Annotated in this window: 14 protein-coding genes; 5 read left to right on the forward strand and 9 right to left on the reverse strand. The window is 54.7% G+C overall.

The annotated features are described in order from the left end of the window. Position 1 precedes the first annotated feature (1 nt). Together tsaE and LG323_RS07870 are read right to left on the reverse strand one after the other, a co-directional pair. The gene (tsaE, locus tag LG323_RS07865; protein WP_404414592.1) at positions 2-478 is read right to left on the reverse strand and encodes a tRNA (adenosine(37)-N6)-threonylcarbamoyltransferase complex ATPase subunit type 1 TsaE; all 477 of its coding nucleotides are present in this window, start codon (positions 476-478) and stop codon (positions 2-4) included. 66 nt (positions 479-544) lie between these two features. After that, positions 545-2098 carry an NAD(P)H-hydrate dehydratase gene (locus LG323_RS07870; protein ID WP_404414595.1) on the reverse strand — a complete coding sequence of 518 codons (1554 nt, stop codon included), beginning with the start codon at positions 2096-2098 and terminating at the stop codon, positions 545-547. 75 nt (positions 2099-2173) lie between these two features. On the opposite strand from LG323_RS07870, the gene queG reads away from it, so the two are divergent. Further along, positions 2174-3307 carry a tRNA epoxyqueuosine(34) reductase QueG gene (gene queG / locus LG323_RS07875; RefSeq protein ID WP_404414598.1) on the forward strand — a complete coding sequence of 378 codons (1134 nt, stop codon included), beginning with the start codon at positions 2174-2176 and terminating at the stop codon, positions 3305-3307. Here the strand turns inward: queG and LG323_RS07880 are convergent. Then, positions 3246-4250, reverse strand: coding sequence for a tRNA dihydrouridine synthase (locus LG323_RS07880; RefSeq protein ID WP_404414600.1), 1005 nt, complete (start codon positions 4248-4250; stop codon positions 3246-3248). The genes queG and LG323_RS07880 overlap by 62 nt on opposite strands. 277 nt (positions 4251-4527) lie before the next feature. On the opposite strand from LG323_RS07880, the gene LG323_RS07885 reads away from it, so the two are divergent. The 4 genes from LG323_RS07885 (at position 4528) to LG323_RS07900 (ending at position 9191) form a co-directional block, all read left to right on the forward strand. Continuing rightward, positions 4528-4788 carry an OadG family transporter subunit gene (locus LG323_RS07885; protein WP_310695452.1) on the forward strand — a complete coding sequence of 87 codons (261 nt, stop codon included), beginning with the start codon at positions 4528-4530 and terminating at the stop codon, positions 4786-4788. 57 nt (positions 4789-4845) lie between these two features. After that, positions 4846-6657, forward strand: coding sequence for a sodium-extruding oxaloacetate decarboxylase subunit alpha (gene oadA, locus LG323_RS07890; protein ID WP_404414603.1), 1812 nt, complete (start codon positions 4846-4848; stop codon positions 6655-6657). A 30-nt stretch (positions 6658-6687) separates the two neighbouring features. Further along, positions 6688-8010, forward strand: coding sequence for a sodium ion-translocating decarboxylase subunit beta (locus LG323_RS07895; RefSeq protein ID WP_404414605.1), 1323 nt, complete (start codon positions 6688-6690; stop codon positions 8008-8010). Between the two features lie 476 nt (positions 8011-8486). Continuing rightward, positions 8487-9191 carry an HPP family protein gene (locus tag LG323_RS07900; protein ID WP_404414608.1) on the forward strand — a complete coding sequence of 235 codons (705 nt, stop codon included), beginning with the start codon at positions 8487-8489 and terminating at the stop codon, positions 9189-9191. Positions 9192-9204: 13 nt separating this feature from the next. On the opposite strand, the gene LG323_RS07905 is transcribed toward LG323_RS07900, so the two are convergent. From LG323_RS07905 to LG323_RS07930, 6 genes are read right to left on the reverse strand one after another with little or no spacing between them, the layout of a single operon-like run. Further along, positions 9205-9930: a ProQ/FINO family protein gene (locus LG323_RS07905; protein WP_404414611.1), complete on the reverse strand. Its 726-nt coding sequence runs from the start codon at positions 9928-9930 to the stop codon at positions 9205-9207. Positions 9931-9932: 2 nt separating this feature from the next. After that, on the reverse strand, positions 9933-10475 hold the full coding sequence (locus tag LG323_RS07910) for a dihydrofolate reductase (RefSeq protein WP_404414614.1): 543 nt from the start codon (positions 10473-10475) through the stop codon (positions 9933-9935). Beyond that, the gene (locus tag LG323_RS07915) at positions 10472-11266 is read right to left on the reverse strand and encodes a thymidylate synthase (RefSeq protein ID WP_404414617.1); all 795 of its coding nucleotides are present in this window, start codon (positions 11264-11266) and stop codon (positions 10472-10474) included. The genes LG323_RS07910 and LG323_RS07915 overlap by 4 nt, the downstream gene beginning before the upstream one ends. Before the next feature lie 29 nt (positions 11267-11295). Further along, positions 11296-12081, reverse strand: a complete 786-nt coding sequence (gene lgt / locus LG323_RS07920; RefSeq protein WP_404414620.1) for a prolipoprotein diacylglyceryl transferase — start codon at positions 12079-12081, stop codon at positions 11296-11298. 18 nt (positions 12082-12099) lie between these two features. After that, a complete protein-coding gene (locus LG323_RS07925) occupies positions 12100-12885 on the reverse strand; it encodes a sulfite exporter TauE/SafE family protein (RefSeq protein ID WP_310695444.1) in 786 nt (261 codons plus the stop codon). After that, complete coding sequence (locus LG323_RS07930) at positions 12882-15569, reverse strand: response regulator (protein ID WP_404414624.1); 2688 nt, start codon at positions 15567-15569, stop codon at positions 12882-12884. Before LG323_RS07930 ends, LG323_RS07925 begins: the two co-directional genes overlap by 4 nt. Positions 15570-15587 lie beyond the last annotated feature (18 nt).

The following is a 15587-nucleotide window of genomic DNA, read 5'->3' on the forward strand; positions in this document are numbered from 1 at the left end:
GTTAATTGAGGCTGTTTCCAGCCTGGAGTAGTTGCTGCAGGGCTTTGCGGCCCAGATCGCTCAGGGCTTCCACCTGCAGGTCGCGACCCTCTTGATCCGCCAGGCTGAAATTCAGGCGCAAGTCAGGGGGCGGCAAAAAACCTTCGCCTTTCTGCGGCCATTCAATCAGACACAGGGAACCTTCATCAAAGTAATCCCGAATACCGATCATTTCCAGTTCTTCCGGATCGGCCAGCCGATAAAGGTCAAAGTGATAAACGGTTTGTTGGTCAAACACATAGGGTTCCACCAGAGTATAGGTGGGGCTTTTGACAGCACCCTGGTGCCCCAGGGCGCGAATCAGCCCCCGGGTAAAGGTTGTTTTCCCGGCTCCCAGATCCCCTTCCAGGTAGATCACACCCTCCTGCAGAGTTTGAGCCAGATGCCCACCCAGGGCAACTTGTTGTGCTTCATCAGCAAGATAAAAATGGGCTTGCATAATCGCCACCAGTAAATCTTACATTATAAAGCTTTTACCTAAAGAAAGATAAGTCTGCAAGCTGTTTCAGTTCACACCCTGACGCAAATAGGGCAGAAGATCGCTGGGCAGCAAACCTCTGGGCTGATCACCTGCAGCGGCATCACCAGCCTGGGCGTGTATTCGCACACCCAGTCGGGCAGCCACTGCCGGTGGCAAGCCCTGGGCCAGGAAAGCGGCAATGCAACCACTGAGCAAATCCCCCATTCCTGCAACCCCCATGCCCGGGTTGCCAAAGGGACAAATCAGGGGTTGAGCGGCCTCTCCGGCTTCATTGTTGGGTGGCGCACAGCAGGAACCGGCACCTTTCAAAACGCTCACGCTGCCGGTTTGCAGAGACAGAAGATCGACCGCCTGCAAACGTTTGCGCTGGATCTCATGAGCAGGCCAACCCAGCAGGCGTGCTGCTTCACCAGGATGCGGAGTAACCACCCACTCACGCTTTTCAGCGGTAGGGGGATGATGGCCTTCTGCCCAGAGGTTCAAGGCATCGGCATCCACCAACACAGGGCCGTTAAAATCCCAGCAGGCCCGCCAGAGGCATTCAGAATAAGCAGAAGTCCCCAGGCCAGGGCCAACCAGCAAGGCATCGGCCCAGGCAAAAGCCTCCCCAAGCTGACTTTGCAATTGCGTTTCTTTTTCAGCCCAGGCCGAAACCATGATTTCCGGTTGACTGACCAGGGCCGCCGTGATGTTTTCCGGGGCAGTCAGTAATTTCACCATACCCACCCCCGAGCGCAGGGCTGCTTTGGCGGCAAGGATCACTGACCCACCCATACCGGCCTGACCTCCGATAATCAGCAAACGCCCGTGCGAGCCTTTGTGAGCACCCGCTTTACGCGGTACCAGGCTGGCCTGCTGATCCTGATAACCTTGCAACCAGGCCAGCGGCTGCTCGGCAAACGCTTCCGGCTTGATGCCCAGATCAGCCAAACGCACTTCCCCTGCCTGCTCAGGGCCTTCGCCCGTAAACAGGCCCGGTTTGAGCACAATAAAAGTCACCGTGATGTTTGCCTTCACAGCCTCACCGGCAATTTGACCACTATCCACCAGCAAACCCGAAGGGACATCCAGTGCCAATACTGGAACCTGCGAGGCGTTCATGGCTTGTATCCAATCCAGAGCCCGACCACGAACCTCACCCTGTAAACCGATACCCAACAAAGCATCCACGAGAAGCTCATCACTGGCCAGAGCCTGGGCATCCGGCTCACCTTCTTCCACCTTCAAACCGGCCTCCGTCACCGCCTGCCAGGCCTGAGCCGCTTCATTCCTGTATTTTTGGGGGTCCGTTGCCACCCAAAGACGCACCTGTTTGCCAGCTTGGGCAGCCAATAAAGCCACCAGCAAACCATCGCCACCATTATTGCCACCCCCGCACAGCACACTGATGCGCTCCGCCTGCGGCCAGCGTTGCTGAATCAACTGCCAGGCACTGCGTGCTGCCCTTTGCATCAGCTCAAATCCTGGCGTTCCAGCAGCAATCACCTGTCGATCCAGAGATCCTGCCGCTTCAGCTGAATACAAAGGCCAGCCTTGCTGGAAATGACCGGACAGCTGAGTTCGGGGATTGATGAGCATAAAAGAACTCCCTTATAAAAATGGTGGCTGCGTTATTGTAGCCGTTTTGCCTGCATCCAGCGTATCATGGGTGGAATGACGAATAACCCAATACCTCTTGACCCCCAACAGGAAACCTTTTTGAATGCTCTGAGCCAGGAAATCAAAGTTCTGGCGCGGGAGTTCGGGTTTGCTGATTGCGGTATAACCGGTGTGGATCTGGGCGAACACCCGGCTTATTTAAAGAAGTGGCTGGCTGCAGGCTATGAGGGCGGAATGCAATGGATGCACAATCACCTGGATAAACGCTGCGACCCAACCTTGCTGGAACCCGGCACACTGGCGGTCATCACTCTGCGCATGGATTACCTGCCACCGGAGACTGAAGCCGTCAAGGTGCTGGCCAATTCTGAGAAAGCCTATGTCAGCCGCTATGCCGTGGGTCGTGATTATCACAAGCTGATCCGCAAGCGCCTGGGTCAGATGGCAAAAAGAATCAATCAGTATCTGGATGATCACCCTGATTTCAAAGAGGCTTTTCCGGATTTTCAAAGCCGTGCTTTCACTGACTCGGCTCCGATTCTGGAAAGGGCCCTGGCGCAGCGGGGCGGTCTGGGCTGGATCGGCAAAAACTGCATGCTGATCACTCCCAAAGCCGGAAGCTGGTTTTTTCTGGGTGAAATCTACCTGAACCTGCCTTTGCCCACTGACCCTCCTTTTACCAAGGATCATTGCGGCCAGTGCTCGGCCTGCCATACCGCCTGCCCCACAGATGCCTTTGTTGCGGATGGGGTTCTGGATGCCAAACGCTGCATCAGCTATCTGACCATCGAACACAAGGGCAGTATTCCTGAAGAGCTGCGTCCCTTGATCGGCAACCGGATTTTTGGCTGTGATGATTGCCAACTAGTGTGCCCCTGGAATCGTTTTGCCAAAACCACCCAGGAACAGGACTTTCACCCACGCCATCAACTGGATTCTGCGGATCTGGTTGATTTGTTCAACTGGGATGAAGCCACCTTCCTGAAAAACACCGAAGGTTCGCCCCTGCGCCGTACCGGTTACATCAACTGGCTGCGCAATCTGGCTGTCGCTTTGGGCAATGCGCCGAGTTCAACAAAGGTTATTCAGGCTCTGAAAGCGCGGCTGGAACATCCTGACCCCGTCGTCAAAGAGCATCTTCTCTGGGCCTTGGCACAGCATCAAGAACCTCCTGCAACAGCTGAATAACTTCACTTTCGGTTTGCAGGCGCTTACAGGCTTCAAAAGACCGGCGCGCTTCTTCCCCCCAACGTGGCACTAGCATCAAAAGCCACTGTTTAATGCGCATGACTCGAACCCGCTCCGTGTAAAGCTGGCCTCCCATCACCATCCACTGCAACATCAACCCGATCAGATCCGGCAGCCTGCTTGTTCTGCTTTCCAGGCCCTGGGCATCTGCCTTGATCTGAACCGCCAACCAGGGATCAGCCAGGGCGGTGCGACCCAGCATGACATCCTGAACCCCGGAAACCGCAACGCAACGTCGGTAGTCTTCCAGTGTCCAGATTTCCCCATTGGCAAACACCGGGATGGTGAGGGCTTCTGCCAGTTCGGCAATTCTTTCCCAGTGAGCGGGTGGTTTATAGCCCTGGGTTTTGGTCCGGGCGTGCACCACCAGCTGACTGATTCCGGCGGCCTGCAAAGCCAGGGCATTGTCCAGCGCCAGACTGGCATCTTCATACCCCAGACGCATCTTGGCTGTGACCGGAATACCCAAAGGTCGCACAGCTTCAACAACCGCAGCGGTGATGGCCTGCACCCGATCCGGTTCGGTCAGAAGCCTGGCTCCCCCACCATGACGGTTAACGATTTTGGCCGGGCAGCCAAAATTCAGATCCACCACCTGGGCACCGGCCTGGACGGCAACCTGCGCATTGACCGCCATGGATTCAGGATCACTGCCCAGTAGTTGCAAATGCACCGGCACACCGAAAGGGGTTAAACAGGCCTGCTTCAGCTCAGGGCAAATGCGATGAAAGACCTTGGGCGGCAAACGCTCATGGGAGACCCGCACGAATTCAGTGACACAGAAATCCCAACCACCCTGCTGGGTAATCAAATGCCGTGCTGTCTCCTCCAGAACACCTTCCATGGGAGCCAGGGCCACTCTGGGTTGATTGCTAGGTATCACGGATTAACTCTTTGCTGGGCAGGAATTAAAAACAGCAGCTTTTGCTGCAAAACAGGCATTTTACCTGAGAGCTTCCCGGAACAAAGCGCCAATTAATGTTTTTTTAGTGACCCTTCCAAGCAACTGAGACATTTTGCCCCTTAGGTAGTGATTCTTGTAGTTGCTACAAAAATGAAACTGGTGCAAGGTTAGGCAGATAACTTTTAAGCAGGCTGCAAGACTGGCTGTTGCGCGGGCGCAAAGAGGCCGATCCTTTACACAAGAATGAGGAACTGCAATGCAAGATGCTGATTTGATGGCGGAAGGTTTGAACCTCATGCTCCTGGGCATGGGCTTTGTTTTTGTCTTTCTCACCGTTCTGGTCATTGCCACCACGGTGATGTCAAAAACCATCAACCGCTTTTTTCCTTCACCGGAGATTCCTACACAAGGCGGCATCAAAGGCAGAAAGGCCAGTGAGCCTTCCGCTGGACAAAGCTCCCAGATTGTTGCGGCCATTTCCGCAGCCATTCAGCTGCACCGCCAACGCAAACAATAACAACCTCCACTGACCCGGTGGTAACCACAGCTTTTATTACTAAACAGGTAAATAACCATGACTGCACCCAAGAAAAAACTCGGCATAACCGACGTTGTACTGCGTGACGCTCATCAATCCCTCTTTGCGACCCGCATGCGCCTGGATGACATGCTGCCTATCGCGGAAAAGCTGGATCAGGTCGGCTTCTGGTCTCTGGAAAGCTGGGGTGGTGCTACCTTTGATGCTTGCATCCGTTACCTGGGTGAAGATCCCTGGGACCGCATTCGTGAATTGAAAAAAGCCATGCCCAAGACCCCACAACAAATGCTGTTGCGCGGTCAGAACCTGCTGGGTTACCGCCATTACGCGGATGATGTCGTGGAAAAATTTGTTGAGCGTGCGGCCACCAATGGCGTGGATGTCTTCCGTGTCTTTGATGCCATGAATGACCCACGCAACCTGGAAACCGCTCTGCAAGCCGTCAAAAAGCAGGGCAAGCATGCTCAGGGCACCATCTCCTACACCATTTCCCCTGTGCACACCATGCAGATGTGGCTGGATCTGGCCAAGAAAATTGAAGACATGGGCGCTGATTCCCTGGCTATAAAGGACATGGCCGGTCTGCTGAACCCCTATGTGGCTTATGAACTGGTTTCCAAACTGAAAGAAACCCTGGACATTCCCATCCACATGCAGTGCCATGCCACCACCGGCCTGTCCACTTCGGCCATCGTCAAGGCCGTGGAAGCCGGTATTGATAATGTCGATACCGCAATCTCCTCCATGTCCCAGACTTACGGCCACAGCCCCACTGAATCGGTGGTTTCCATTTTCCAGGGCACTGAATACGATACCGGCCTGGACATTGAGCTGCTGGAAGATATTGCTGCCTACTTCCGTGAAGTTCGAAAAAAATACGCCAAGTTTGAAGGCTCCCTCAAGGGTGTGGACTCACGCATTCTGGTTGCCCAGGTTCCCGGTGGCATGCTGACCAATATGGAAGGCCAACTGAAAGAACAGGGTGCCGGTGACAAGCTGGACGATGTTCTGGCCGAGATTCCCAAGGTTCGCAAGGATCTGGGCTACATTCCCCTGGTGACACCCACCTCACAAATCGTGGGCACCCAGGCGGTTATGAACGTTCTGATGGGCGAGCGCTACAAGTCGATCAGCAAGGAAGTGCAGAAGGTTCTGAAAGGTGAATACGGTGCTGCGCCTTCCGAGCTCAACAAGGAACTGCAGGATCGTGTTCTGGAAGGCAAAGAGCCGATCACCTGTCGTCCGGCTGACTTGATTGATGATGAAATGGACAAGCTGAAAGCTGATTTGCAAGCCAAGGCCAAAGAAGAAGGCATCAAGTTGTCCTCCGGCGAAAACGAGCTGGACGATGTCCTGACCTACGCCCTCTTCCCGGAAATCGGCCTCAAATTTCTGCGCAACCGTGGCGATGCTTCTGCCTTTGAACCTGCCCCAACTCTGGAAGATGCCCAGGCAGCCACTGCTCCGGCCAAAGCCGCAGCACCAGCCACCAGCGACTCCGGTGTTTACACCGTCAAGGTGAATGGTACGGCCTATGTGGTTGAAGTTGCTGAAGGTGGCGATGTTTCCAGTGTCAGCCCAGCTCCTGCCGATGGCAATGCCCCGGCAACCATTCCTGCACCGGCGGCCTCAGGAACCGGTGAAGCCATTACGGCTCCTCTGGCCGGCAACATTTTCAAGATTCTGGTCAAACCCGGTGATGCCGTTGAAGCCAATGAAGTGGTCATCATCATGGAGGCCATGAAGATGGAAACGGAAATTCGCGCCAGCAGTGCCGGCACGGTAGGCAGCATTGATGTACGTGAAGGGGATGCCGTACAGGTTGGTGACACCCTGGTCACTCTTTAATTAACGGTTCTCTGACGCGGAGCTTTACCCATGGATAAAGTTTTATTGCTCTGGGAGGGGTCGGGGCTTTACAACCTCAGCCTGCCCCAGTTCATCATGATCGTTATCTGCCTGGGGCTTTTGTTCCTGGCCATAGCGAAAAAGTTTGAACCCTTACTTTTGCTGCCGATTGGTTTTGGCGGCATTCTGGCCAACATCCCTGAAGCCGGTCTGGCGCTTTCGGCACTGGATCAGGCCATCAGCGTACTCAACCCGGAAACGGCCAAGCTTTTTGCTCAGGAGTTGGGAATCAGCCTGCAGGCAGCGGCAACCGAGGAACAAAGCAGGGAGGCCATCAAGGCCGCCATCAAAGGCCTGGATGACCCTGTTGTTTATGAAAACCTGAAAGCCATCGCTGCAACTCAGGGTTACACCGAGGGCATGCTCTACAGCTTTTACAAGGTGACCATTGCCTCCGGTATAGCCCCATTGATCATCTTCATGGGTGTGGGCGCCATGACCGATTTCGGTCCCCTGCTGGCCAATCCACGTACCCTTTTCTTGGGGGCTGCTGCTCAGTTCGGCATCTTTGCCACGGTTCTTGGAGCCGTAGGCCTCTCCCAGTTGGGCATTGTTGACTTCAACATCAACCAGGCTGCTGCCATCGGTATCATCGGTGGTGCAGACGGCCCTACGGCGATTTATGTATCGAGTATTCTGGCTCCTGAGCTGCTGGGTGCCATTGCAGTTGCCGCCTACTCCTACATGGCCCTGGTTCCGCTGATTCAGCCACCCATCATGCGTGCCTTGACCACTAAGGAAGAAAGAGGCATTCAGATGAGTCAGCTGCGTCCGGTCAGCAAACGGGAAAGAATCATTTTCCCTATTGCGGTCATGGCGCTGGTGGCCCTGTTCCTGCCTTCAGCCGCACCTCTGCTGGGCATGTTCACCCTGGGTAACCTGATGCGTGAATCCGGCGTGGTGGAGCGCCTGTCGGACACGGCCCAGAATGCCTTGATCAATATTGTCACCATCTTCCTGGGTCTGGCAGTTGGCTCCAAACTGGTGGCTGACCTCTTCCTGACCGTGGAAACCCTGGGCATTCTATCCTTGGGTATTGTCGCTTTCGGTATAGGCACTGCCACCGGTATTTTGATGGCCAAGCTGATGAACCGTTTCAGCAAGATGCCGATCAATCCCCTGATTGGCTCTGCCGGTGTTTCTGCAGTACCCATGGCGGCCAGGGTCTCCAACAAGGTCGGCCTGGAAGCCAACCCCCAGAACTTCCTGCTGATGCATGCCATGGGACCCAATGTGGCCGGTGTCATTGGCTCTGCCGTAGCAGCGGGTGTGATGATCATGTATTTGGGTTGATCTCAGACTTTTCTTACGCACAAAGAAAAACCGGAGCTTTTCAGCTCCGGTTTTTTTATGCTTCTCTTGCTGGAAGCTTGAAGAAATTTTAGAGGAAAGGAAATAGCATCAAGCCGCCATCTTGAGTGGCGTTTGCTCAACATCGGCACAAAAGGCCTCTTCCCATTCCTGTCTAACTTGTAGCTCCGCTGCCAGAGCTAATAGCATTTCTTCACTCATATTTCCCTCTGCCTGTTAGGCTGTAAAACACACATTTGGGCCTAATGCCCATATTAAAAGTAGCCCATTAAGTAGCAACTAGCCAGGAACGTGCGGGTGTATTTTTTTATCAGTTTTTCAAATAGTTAAGGCAAAATTTATCTCGCAATGCAGCATGGCTCCATGCTTTTGCCAAGCCGATGAAAAAAATCAAGTTATTCCTGGGCTTGCCGTTCTATACTAACTAGCATCCGTTTTTATCAACCCAGGAGCCAAGCATGGTATTCCCAATTCAGGAGCAGGGGCTAAAAATCCATACCCCGAAAAACCAGATACTGCAAAGGCCTGCCATCCGTCAGACACAGGCAACTACAGCTGCCCGTCGTCTGGTTGATCATGAAGGGGATAGTGAGCATGACCAGAATGTATCTGACCAGACCTGGCTGGGTCGGCAGCTCACTCACGGGGAAACAGAAACCCAGGAAGAACCGGCAGCGGGTTCTGGACGGCGTGCCATCAATGCTTATGAAGAGGTCGAACAAAGCCGTCCTCATACACCCTATTTGCCAGCCAGCCATATCATGCGCTCACCGGTCATCACTCTGGAGGGCAGTGCCACCTTGAATGAAGCCTGGCAACTGGCCTCAAAGGAATCCATTCACCACCTGGTTTTGTTGGATGATGACGGAAACCTGGAAGGGATAGTCAATGATCGTGATTTACTGGCCGAAGCGGCCGGTGTCGGCCCCTTAAGCAAGGAGGAGGATCTGGATCTCACCCAGGTTGAGGTGCGCCAGCTGATCAAGGCGCCACTGGTAACGGCTGCTGAAAGTACCGATGTTCGCGACATCGCCCGTTTGATGCTGAAAAACAAGGTCAGAGCCGTTCCTATACTTAATGAACAGCAGGAACTGCTGGGGGTGGTGACCCGCTCTGATCTGATGCTGGGGTTGGCGAATCAAAGTGTGGAAATCAACACCTAGAGATAAGCGATATTTAGTGTTTTTTCATCTCTAACAACTGGCTCAGCTTGGATTGCATACGCTCTTCTTCGGCGCGTTTTTTCTGTTCAGCTTCCTGCTGTCTGCGCCGGTTTTCCTTTTCCTTTTTCTGTTCTTCCCACTGTTCCAGTTGTTCCTGGGCAAACCGGGCTTCCTCTTCGGTCACAAAACCGGCATTGCCACCCTGCAAGTCCAGACGCACGGCACCGGCTTTCAGACAGCGCAGGTAACGGGGGAGTTTTACATAGCCTGCCAGAGCCCTGCGGATTTTTTTCTGTTCGCCACCTTCGGCAGCCTGCAGGTCTTCATGAATACCAATTTTCAGTGGCTGTGGCTGACCCGGCATAAAGGCGCGAGGATAACTTTTCACCCAGTGTTCCAGACGCTGCTGGGGGTTAAGAGCTTCCAGTTCAGGGTAGCCTTCAGCCGGCGTCGGCTGACTGACCGGTGTATCCAGCCCCAGGGTTTCCCGTATCAGCAGCATCAGAGCATCCGGGCGATTCAATAAATGATGGGCTTCCGGGCCTTGAAGCTGGGTATTGACTCTTTCCTTTAATCTGGCCAGTTTGCTTTCCAGCTCCTCAACCTGAGCTTCAAGCTGTTGGTTGCGAATCCTGAGCTGATGAACTTCTTCACGGGCCTTGCCCAAAGCCCCCAACCCCAGGTCGGCGCAGCTGGTTAATTGATCAAAGAGATCATCCACTTTCTGCTCTAGTGCCATAATCATTCTTCCACACGTTCCAGGTACTTGATGTGATAGGCGTAGCGATTGCCTTCCTGGGCCGGATAGACATCCCGACTGACTTCCTGCCATTCGCTTTCAGTGACTTCTGGAAACCAGGTGTCGCCTTCCGGTTCAGCCTGCACCTGCGTCAGGTAAAGACGCGTTGCCAGAGGAAAGGCTTGCTGGTAAATCTGCCCTCCGCCCATAACCATGATTTCCGGCGAACCATCAATCACTGCCTGATTATCCGCCAGACGCAAAGCCTCCTCCAGACTGCCCACCACACGAATGCCGGGGTGACTGAAGTCCGGGTTACGGGAAACCACTATATTGGCTCGTCCCGGCAAGGGTCGACCAATCGACTCGAAAGTGGCCCGTCCCATCACCAGCGGCTTACCCAAAGTGGTGCGTTTGAAGTGTTTCAGTTCTTCGGGCAGATACCAGGGCATGGCATTCTTGTGGCCTATCACCCAATTCTTGGCTGCCGCGACAATAATGGCAACCGGCGTTTCCAGTTGCAGGTTTTCAGTTGCAAGTGTCATACCGCCACCGGTGCCTTGATTGCTGAATGATGATCATAGCCTGCAATGACAATATCCTCAAAGGTGAAAGCAAAAAGGTCTTTGACCTGGGGATTGAGTTGCAATTGTGGCAAAGGCAGGGGGTTGCGGCTAAGCTGCAAATCGGCCTGATCCAGGTGATTGCTGTAGAGATGGGCATCACCCAGGGTGTGCACAAAATCTCCGACTTCCAGATCACAGACCTGAGCAATCATGTGAGTCAGAAGTGCATAGCTGGCAATATTGAAGGGCACCCCCAGAAAGATGTCGGCAGAGCGCTGATACAGCTGACAGGACAACTTGCCATCCGCCACATAGAACTGAAAAAGGCAGTGGCAGGGCGGCAGTGCCATTTCATCCACGAGTGCCGGATTCCAGGCAGAAACGATCAGACGCCGGGAGTCGGGATTGGTTTTAATTTGTTCCAGCAGGTTGCTGATCTGATCCACCGAGCCACCATCCGGGGCAGGCCAGGAGCGCCACTGATAACCATAGACCGGGCCCAGGTCACCTTGCTCGTCAGCCCACTCATCCCAGATGGAAACACCGTTTTCTTTCAGATAGGCAATGTTGGTATCGCCATTCAGAAACCACAGCAATTCATGGATGATGGAGCGCAGATGCAGTTTTTTGGTGGTCACCAGAGGGAAACCCTGCTGCAAATCAAAACGCATCTGGTAGCCAAACACACTGTAGGTGCCGGTGCCGGTACGATCAGACTTGTAGACACCTTTTTCGCGTACATGACGCATTAAATCCAGATAAGCCTGCATCTTGTCTCCAACTCCAATAAATATTGCTATTATGCCTGTTTTTTGTTCTGTCCGCGATAAGCCCAGACCATCAGAGCAACACCCCCGGCCACCATGGGTAAGGACAGAATCTGACCCATGCTCAGCCCTCCCAGCAGCAGCCCCAGATGAGCATCGGGTTCGCGGGTGAACTCAACAAGAAAGCGCAGGATGCCGTAACCGATCAGGAACAGACCCGCAACACTGCCCGCCGGGCGGGACTGACGAGAAAACAGCCAGAGCACGAGAAACAGCAGTACACCTTCCAGAGCAAACTGATAAAGCTGCGAAGGATGGCGGGGATCCGGCCCGCCACCGGGAAACACCATCGCCCAGGGCACTTCACTGACGCGTCCCCAGAGTTCACCATTGATAAAGTTGCCCAGCCGTCCGAGGCCCAGGCCTATGGGTGTCAAGGGAGCAACAAAGTCACCCAGCTGCAGCCAGGAAAGACGATGTTTGCGGGCAAAAATCAACAACGCAACGGCCACCCCCAGGAAACCGCCGTGAAAGGCCATACCACCTTCCCAGACCCGTAACAGCCAGAGCGGGTCGGCCAGAACCCGGTCAAAGTGGTAGAAGAAGGCATAACCCAGTCGCCCACCCAAAATCACACCCACAGCAGCATAAAAAATCAGGTCACTCACCTGATCCTTGCTCAGCCCCAGACGATCGGCCCTTTGACGCGCCAGCCACCAGGCCATACCTATGCCGACCAGATAGGTCAGGCCGTACCAGTGAACCTGAACAGGCCCAAGACTAAAGGCAACAGGATCAATTTCAGGATAATTCAGCAAGCTTTTTCTCCCCTAGGGTTACGCCAGCAAAAATCGAATACCAACCAACAGCAGCAACAAAGCAAAGAGTTTCTTTAAAAGTTTTTCCGGCAAATGGTGAGCCAGTTTTGCCCCCAGACGGGCAAAGGGCACACTCGTCACCACAATACCCAAAAATGCCGGCCAATACACATAGCCCCAGGCAGCCTCGGGAAGGTTGGGGTTGCCCCAGCCCGTCCAGAAATTCCCCAGCGCCCCAAACACGGCAATCGGCAAACCCAAAGCAGCGGAGGTGCCGACCGCCTTGTGCATCGCTGCCTTACACCAGGTCAGAAAGGGCACACTCAAGGTTCCCCCGCCAATGCCAAAAATCGCCGAAGCCCAACCGATCACACCCCCGGCAAAGACCATCACCGGCGGCTTGACCTCGGCACTGCCCGGCCGGGGATTAAGGTTCAGAGCCATCTTGGCGGCAACCACAAGAATAAACACCCCGATAATCTGTTGCAGAGCCAGGCCACTCAAGAGACTGGCTGTCCAGGCCCCCAGCAGTGCACCCAGCAGAATTCCGGGTGCCATCAGGCGAAACCAGGGCCAACTGACACCCCCCTTCTGATGATGCGACCAGGTGGAACTGATGGAGGTCGGAACTATGGTCGCCAAAGAGGTGCCCACTGCCATATGCACCAGAATCTCTGCAGGAAAACCCAGCGCGGTAAAAGTCAAAACCAGCACCGGAACGATAACCAGACCACCACCGATGCCAAACAACCCGGCCAGCAGCCCGGCTCCGGCACCCAGCAACAAGTAAATCAATAACGTCAAAATCCAACCTCATTTTTATTAAGCCAATAGTCAACCCGGCTGCGCAACTCAGCCGGTCGATAGGGCTTGGCCAGATAGTCATCCATGCCCTCGGCGATAAAATAATTGCGGTCACTTTCCAGGGCGTTGGCCGTCAGCGCAATCAAGGGTATCCCGGCATTTCTTCCGGGCAGCTGACGCCAGCGGCGCGTGGTTTCCAGACCATCCATATCCGGCATGAAGATATCCATCAGCACCAGAGAGTAATCCTGTTTCCGCCCCAGTTCCAGAGCCCGACGTCCGCTGTTGGCCACATCCACCTGATAGCCGGACTTTTCCAGAACACTGGAGGCCAGCATGGAGTTGACCGGGCCATCATCCACCACCAGAATCCGGGCCAGGGGTTGCTGCTCAACAACCGCTGTCACCGGGAGTTCCAGGCGCAGCTGCATCCCCCCTTCCGGCCTGGAGCTGGCTTCCAGACTGCCTTTCAGCTCCTGGATCAGTTGCCGGGTCAGCAGCGGCCCCATTCCCAGCCCACCGGTTGCAGGCTCATAATTACTGCCCAGAGGTGTTGAGGACTGAAAACGCTTGATGCGTTCTTCAACAGGCAGGCTGCCCCCCTCGTCCCGCAGTACCAGCTCCAGGCTGCTGCTGTGTGACAGCCAGGACAGCTGCAAGTGCAAATCGCCTTCCGAAGCCAGCTGCAAGGTCTGACGCAACAGGTGCCGCAACAAACGGGTCATACGGCGACGATCCACCATGACTTCTGCCGGCAGGTCTTCATCAAGCTCTACCTGCAAACTGCGTTGTTGCTGTTCCAGCTCTGCATCCACGGCACCTCTTGACTCGGCAATCCAGCTTTGCAGGTTCAGAGTTTGCTGTTCGGCTTCTTTTTCTTCCAGCAATTCACTCTCATCCGACATGTCACGCAGATCATCCAGAAGGCGCTGCACGGCAGTAATCTTTTTGCGACAATCCTGGGATTTTTCCAGATTGGCCATCAAACGGCTGGCCTGGTGGAGTTCGCTCAGAAGGCTGTTGGCCTCCCTGATCACCACCTGGGAAAATTCTGCTTTCATTTTGGCGGCCTGACGCGCACGTTGGCGTTCGCTGCGCAACTGTTGTTGAGTCAGGCTGTAACGGGTCAGATCCAGGAGGAAAGCAAAGCCACTGTGATCATCGTGACGGGAAAGGGTCAACCACCAGGTTTTGATTTTCTGCTGATCATCGCTCAGCTCCAGCTCATCCATCCAATTCCCGGCGGGCAACTTTTCCAGACCCAGCAGAGGAGCCAGCAGTTGACCCTTGAGTTCACTGCGGGTGCTCTTGGCAAACTGTTCAAAAGCGGTATTACAGGCCTCCAGCCTTTCATGGCCATCAAACTGGGCAACCAGCAAAGGGCCGGGGATTTGCTGCAGAAGGTCGTCTCCAGGCACGACCGGAAGCACCTCACGATCAACCTGGGCCGGTGTTGTCATGCGACTTTCCTGCTTAACCTGCTGGAGAATCTTGCGGTCGCGGCGGCTGCTCAGAATGACAAAAAAGACACTGCTCAGAAACAGGCAGGCTGCGCCCAGCCACAACAAAAAATGATAGTCTTCCAGCAGCTCCTGACGAGCTGAAAAAACGGCTTCCCTGGGGGCCACCAGCAGCAGCTTCCAGCCATTGGTTTCCAGGGTTGACCAGCTCAACAAAACCTCTTCTTCCCTGAGCGACAGGGGGATCAACCCGGAGGCATCCTGGCGCAAGGGGTCCAGTTGCGAGCGCAAATCCTGGCGCAGCAGCAGATTAAGGGTTTCCTCATTGCCGCTGCTGTGAGCCCGCCTCAGAGTCACTCCCCAGTGCTCTTCACTTTCCGGGGGGAAAGCCAGCAGGGTGCCATCAGCAGCCATCAGCAGGGTGTAACCCTTCCAGGGTGGGGATAAATCCATGATCCGGTTGACCAGGGCATCCAGGGTCAGATCCAGACCGGCAACCGCAACAACCTCTCCATCCACAACAACCGGAAGACTCAAGGACAGCATCCAGCCCTTCCCCGCCGGATCCAGGTAGGTGTCGATCCAGACGGGTTCATGTTCGGGGTTGTGGCTGGTATCGGCCAGATAGTAGAAAGGGAACTCTCGTACATCGACATCATGTGCAAACTGTTCCACCACATCAATCCAGGGATAGATCAGGGTTTCTGTGGTTCGGGTGTTGATATAAACCTGGGAAATCAGTTCATGGCGGGCATAAATATCCTGCAGCAGCGGGCCCAGCTCCTTGAAGCGCAGCAGTTGCTCCCGATCTTTTTCCAGACTGCGCTCCTGGCGAGCGGAAAAATACAGAGCCGCCGCATCCGGGTCTGACGAATAAAGCACACCCTGGCTGCTTTTGCGGATGCTTTCCAGCAACTCTTTCTGCTGGGGAGGAGACTGGGAAAGGGAGCGTTGGGTCTGGCTGGCCAAAAGCTCGCCCAGGCTTTGCAGGGCAGTCAGATCCTGTTCCAACTGGTCGGCCAGCAGGCTGGCCATTTCCAGCACCCTGACTTCTGCCTGACGCTCGAAAGTATCCTGGCCGGCACGGTTGCTGAGGTTCACCAGCACGACCAGAACCAGAAAAAGAGCCAGTACCAACAAGCTGAGTGGCAGAACCAACCCCAGCCAACGACTGGTGTGCAACCAGTTTTTCAGATCTGTGGACGCCGTATGCTGGGCAGGCACGAGATTTCCCTTGAATCT

This window comes from Marinospirillum sp. (assembly GCF_044810985.1).
Classification (GTDB): domain Bacteria; phylum Pseudomonadota; class Gammaproteobacteria; order Pseudomonadales; family Halomonadaceae; genus Marinospirillum.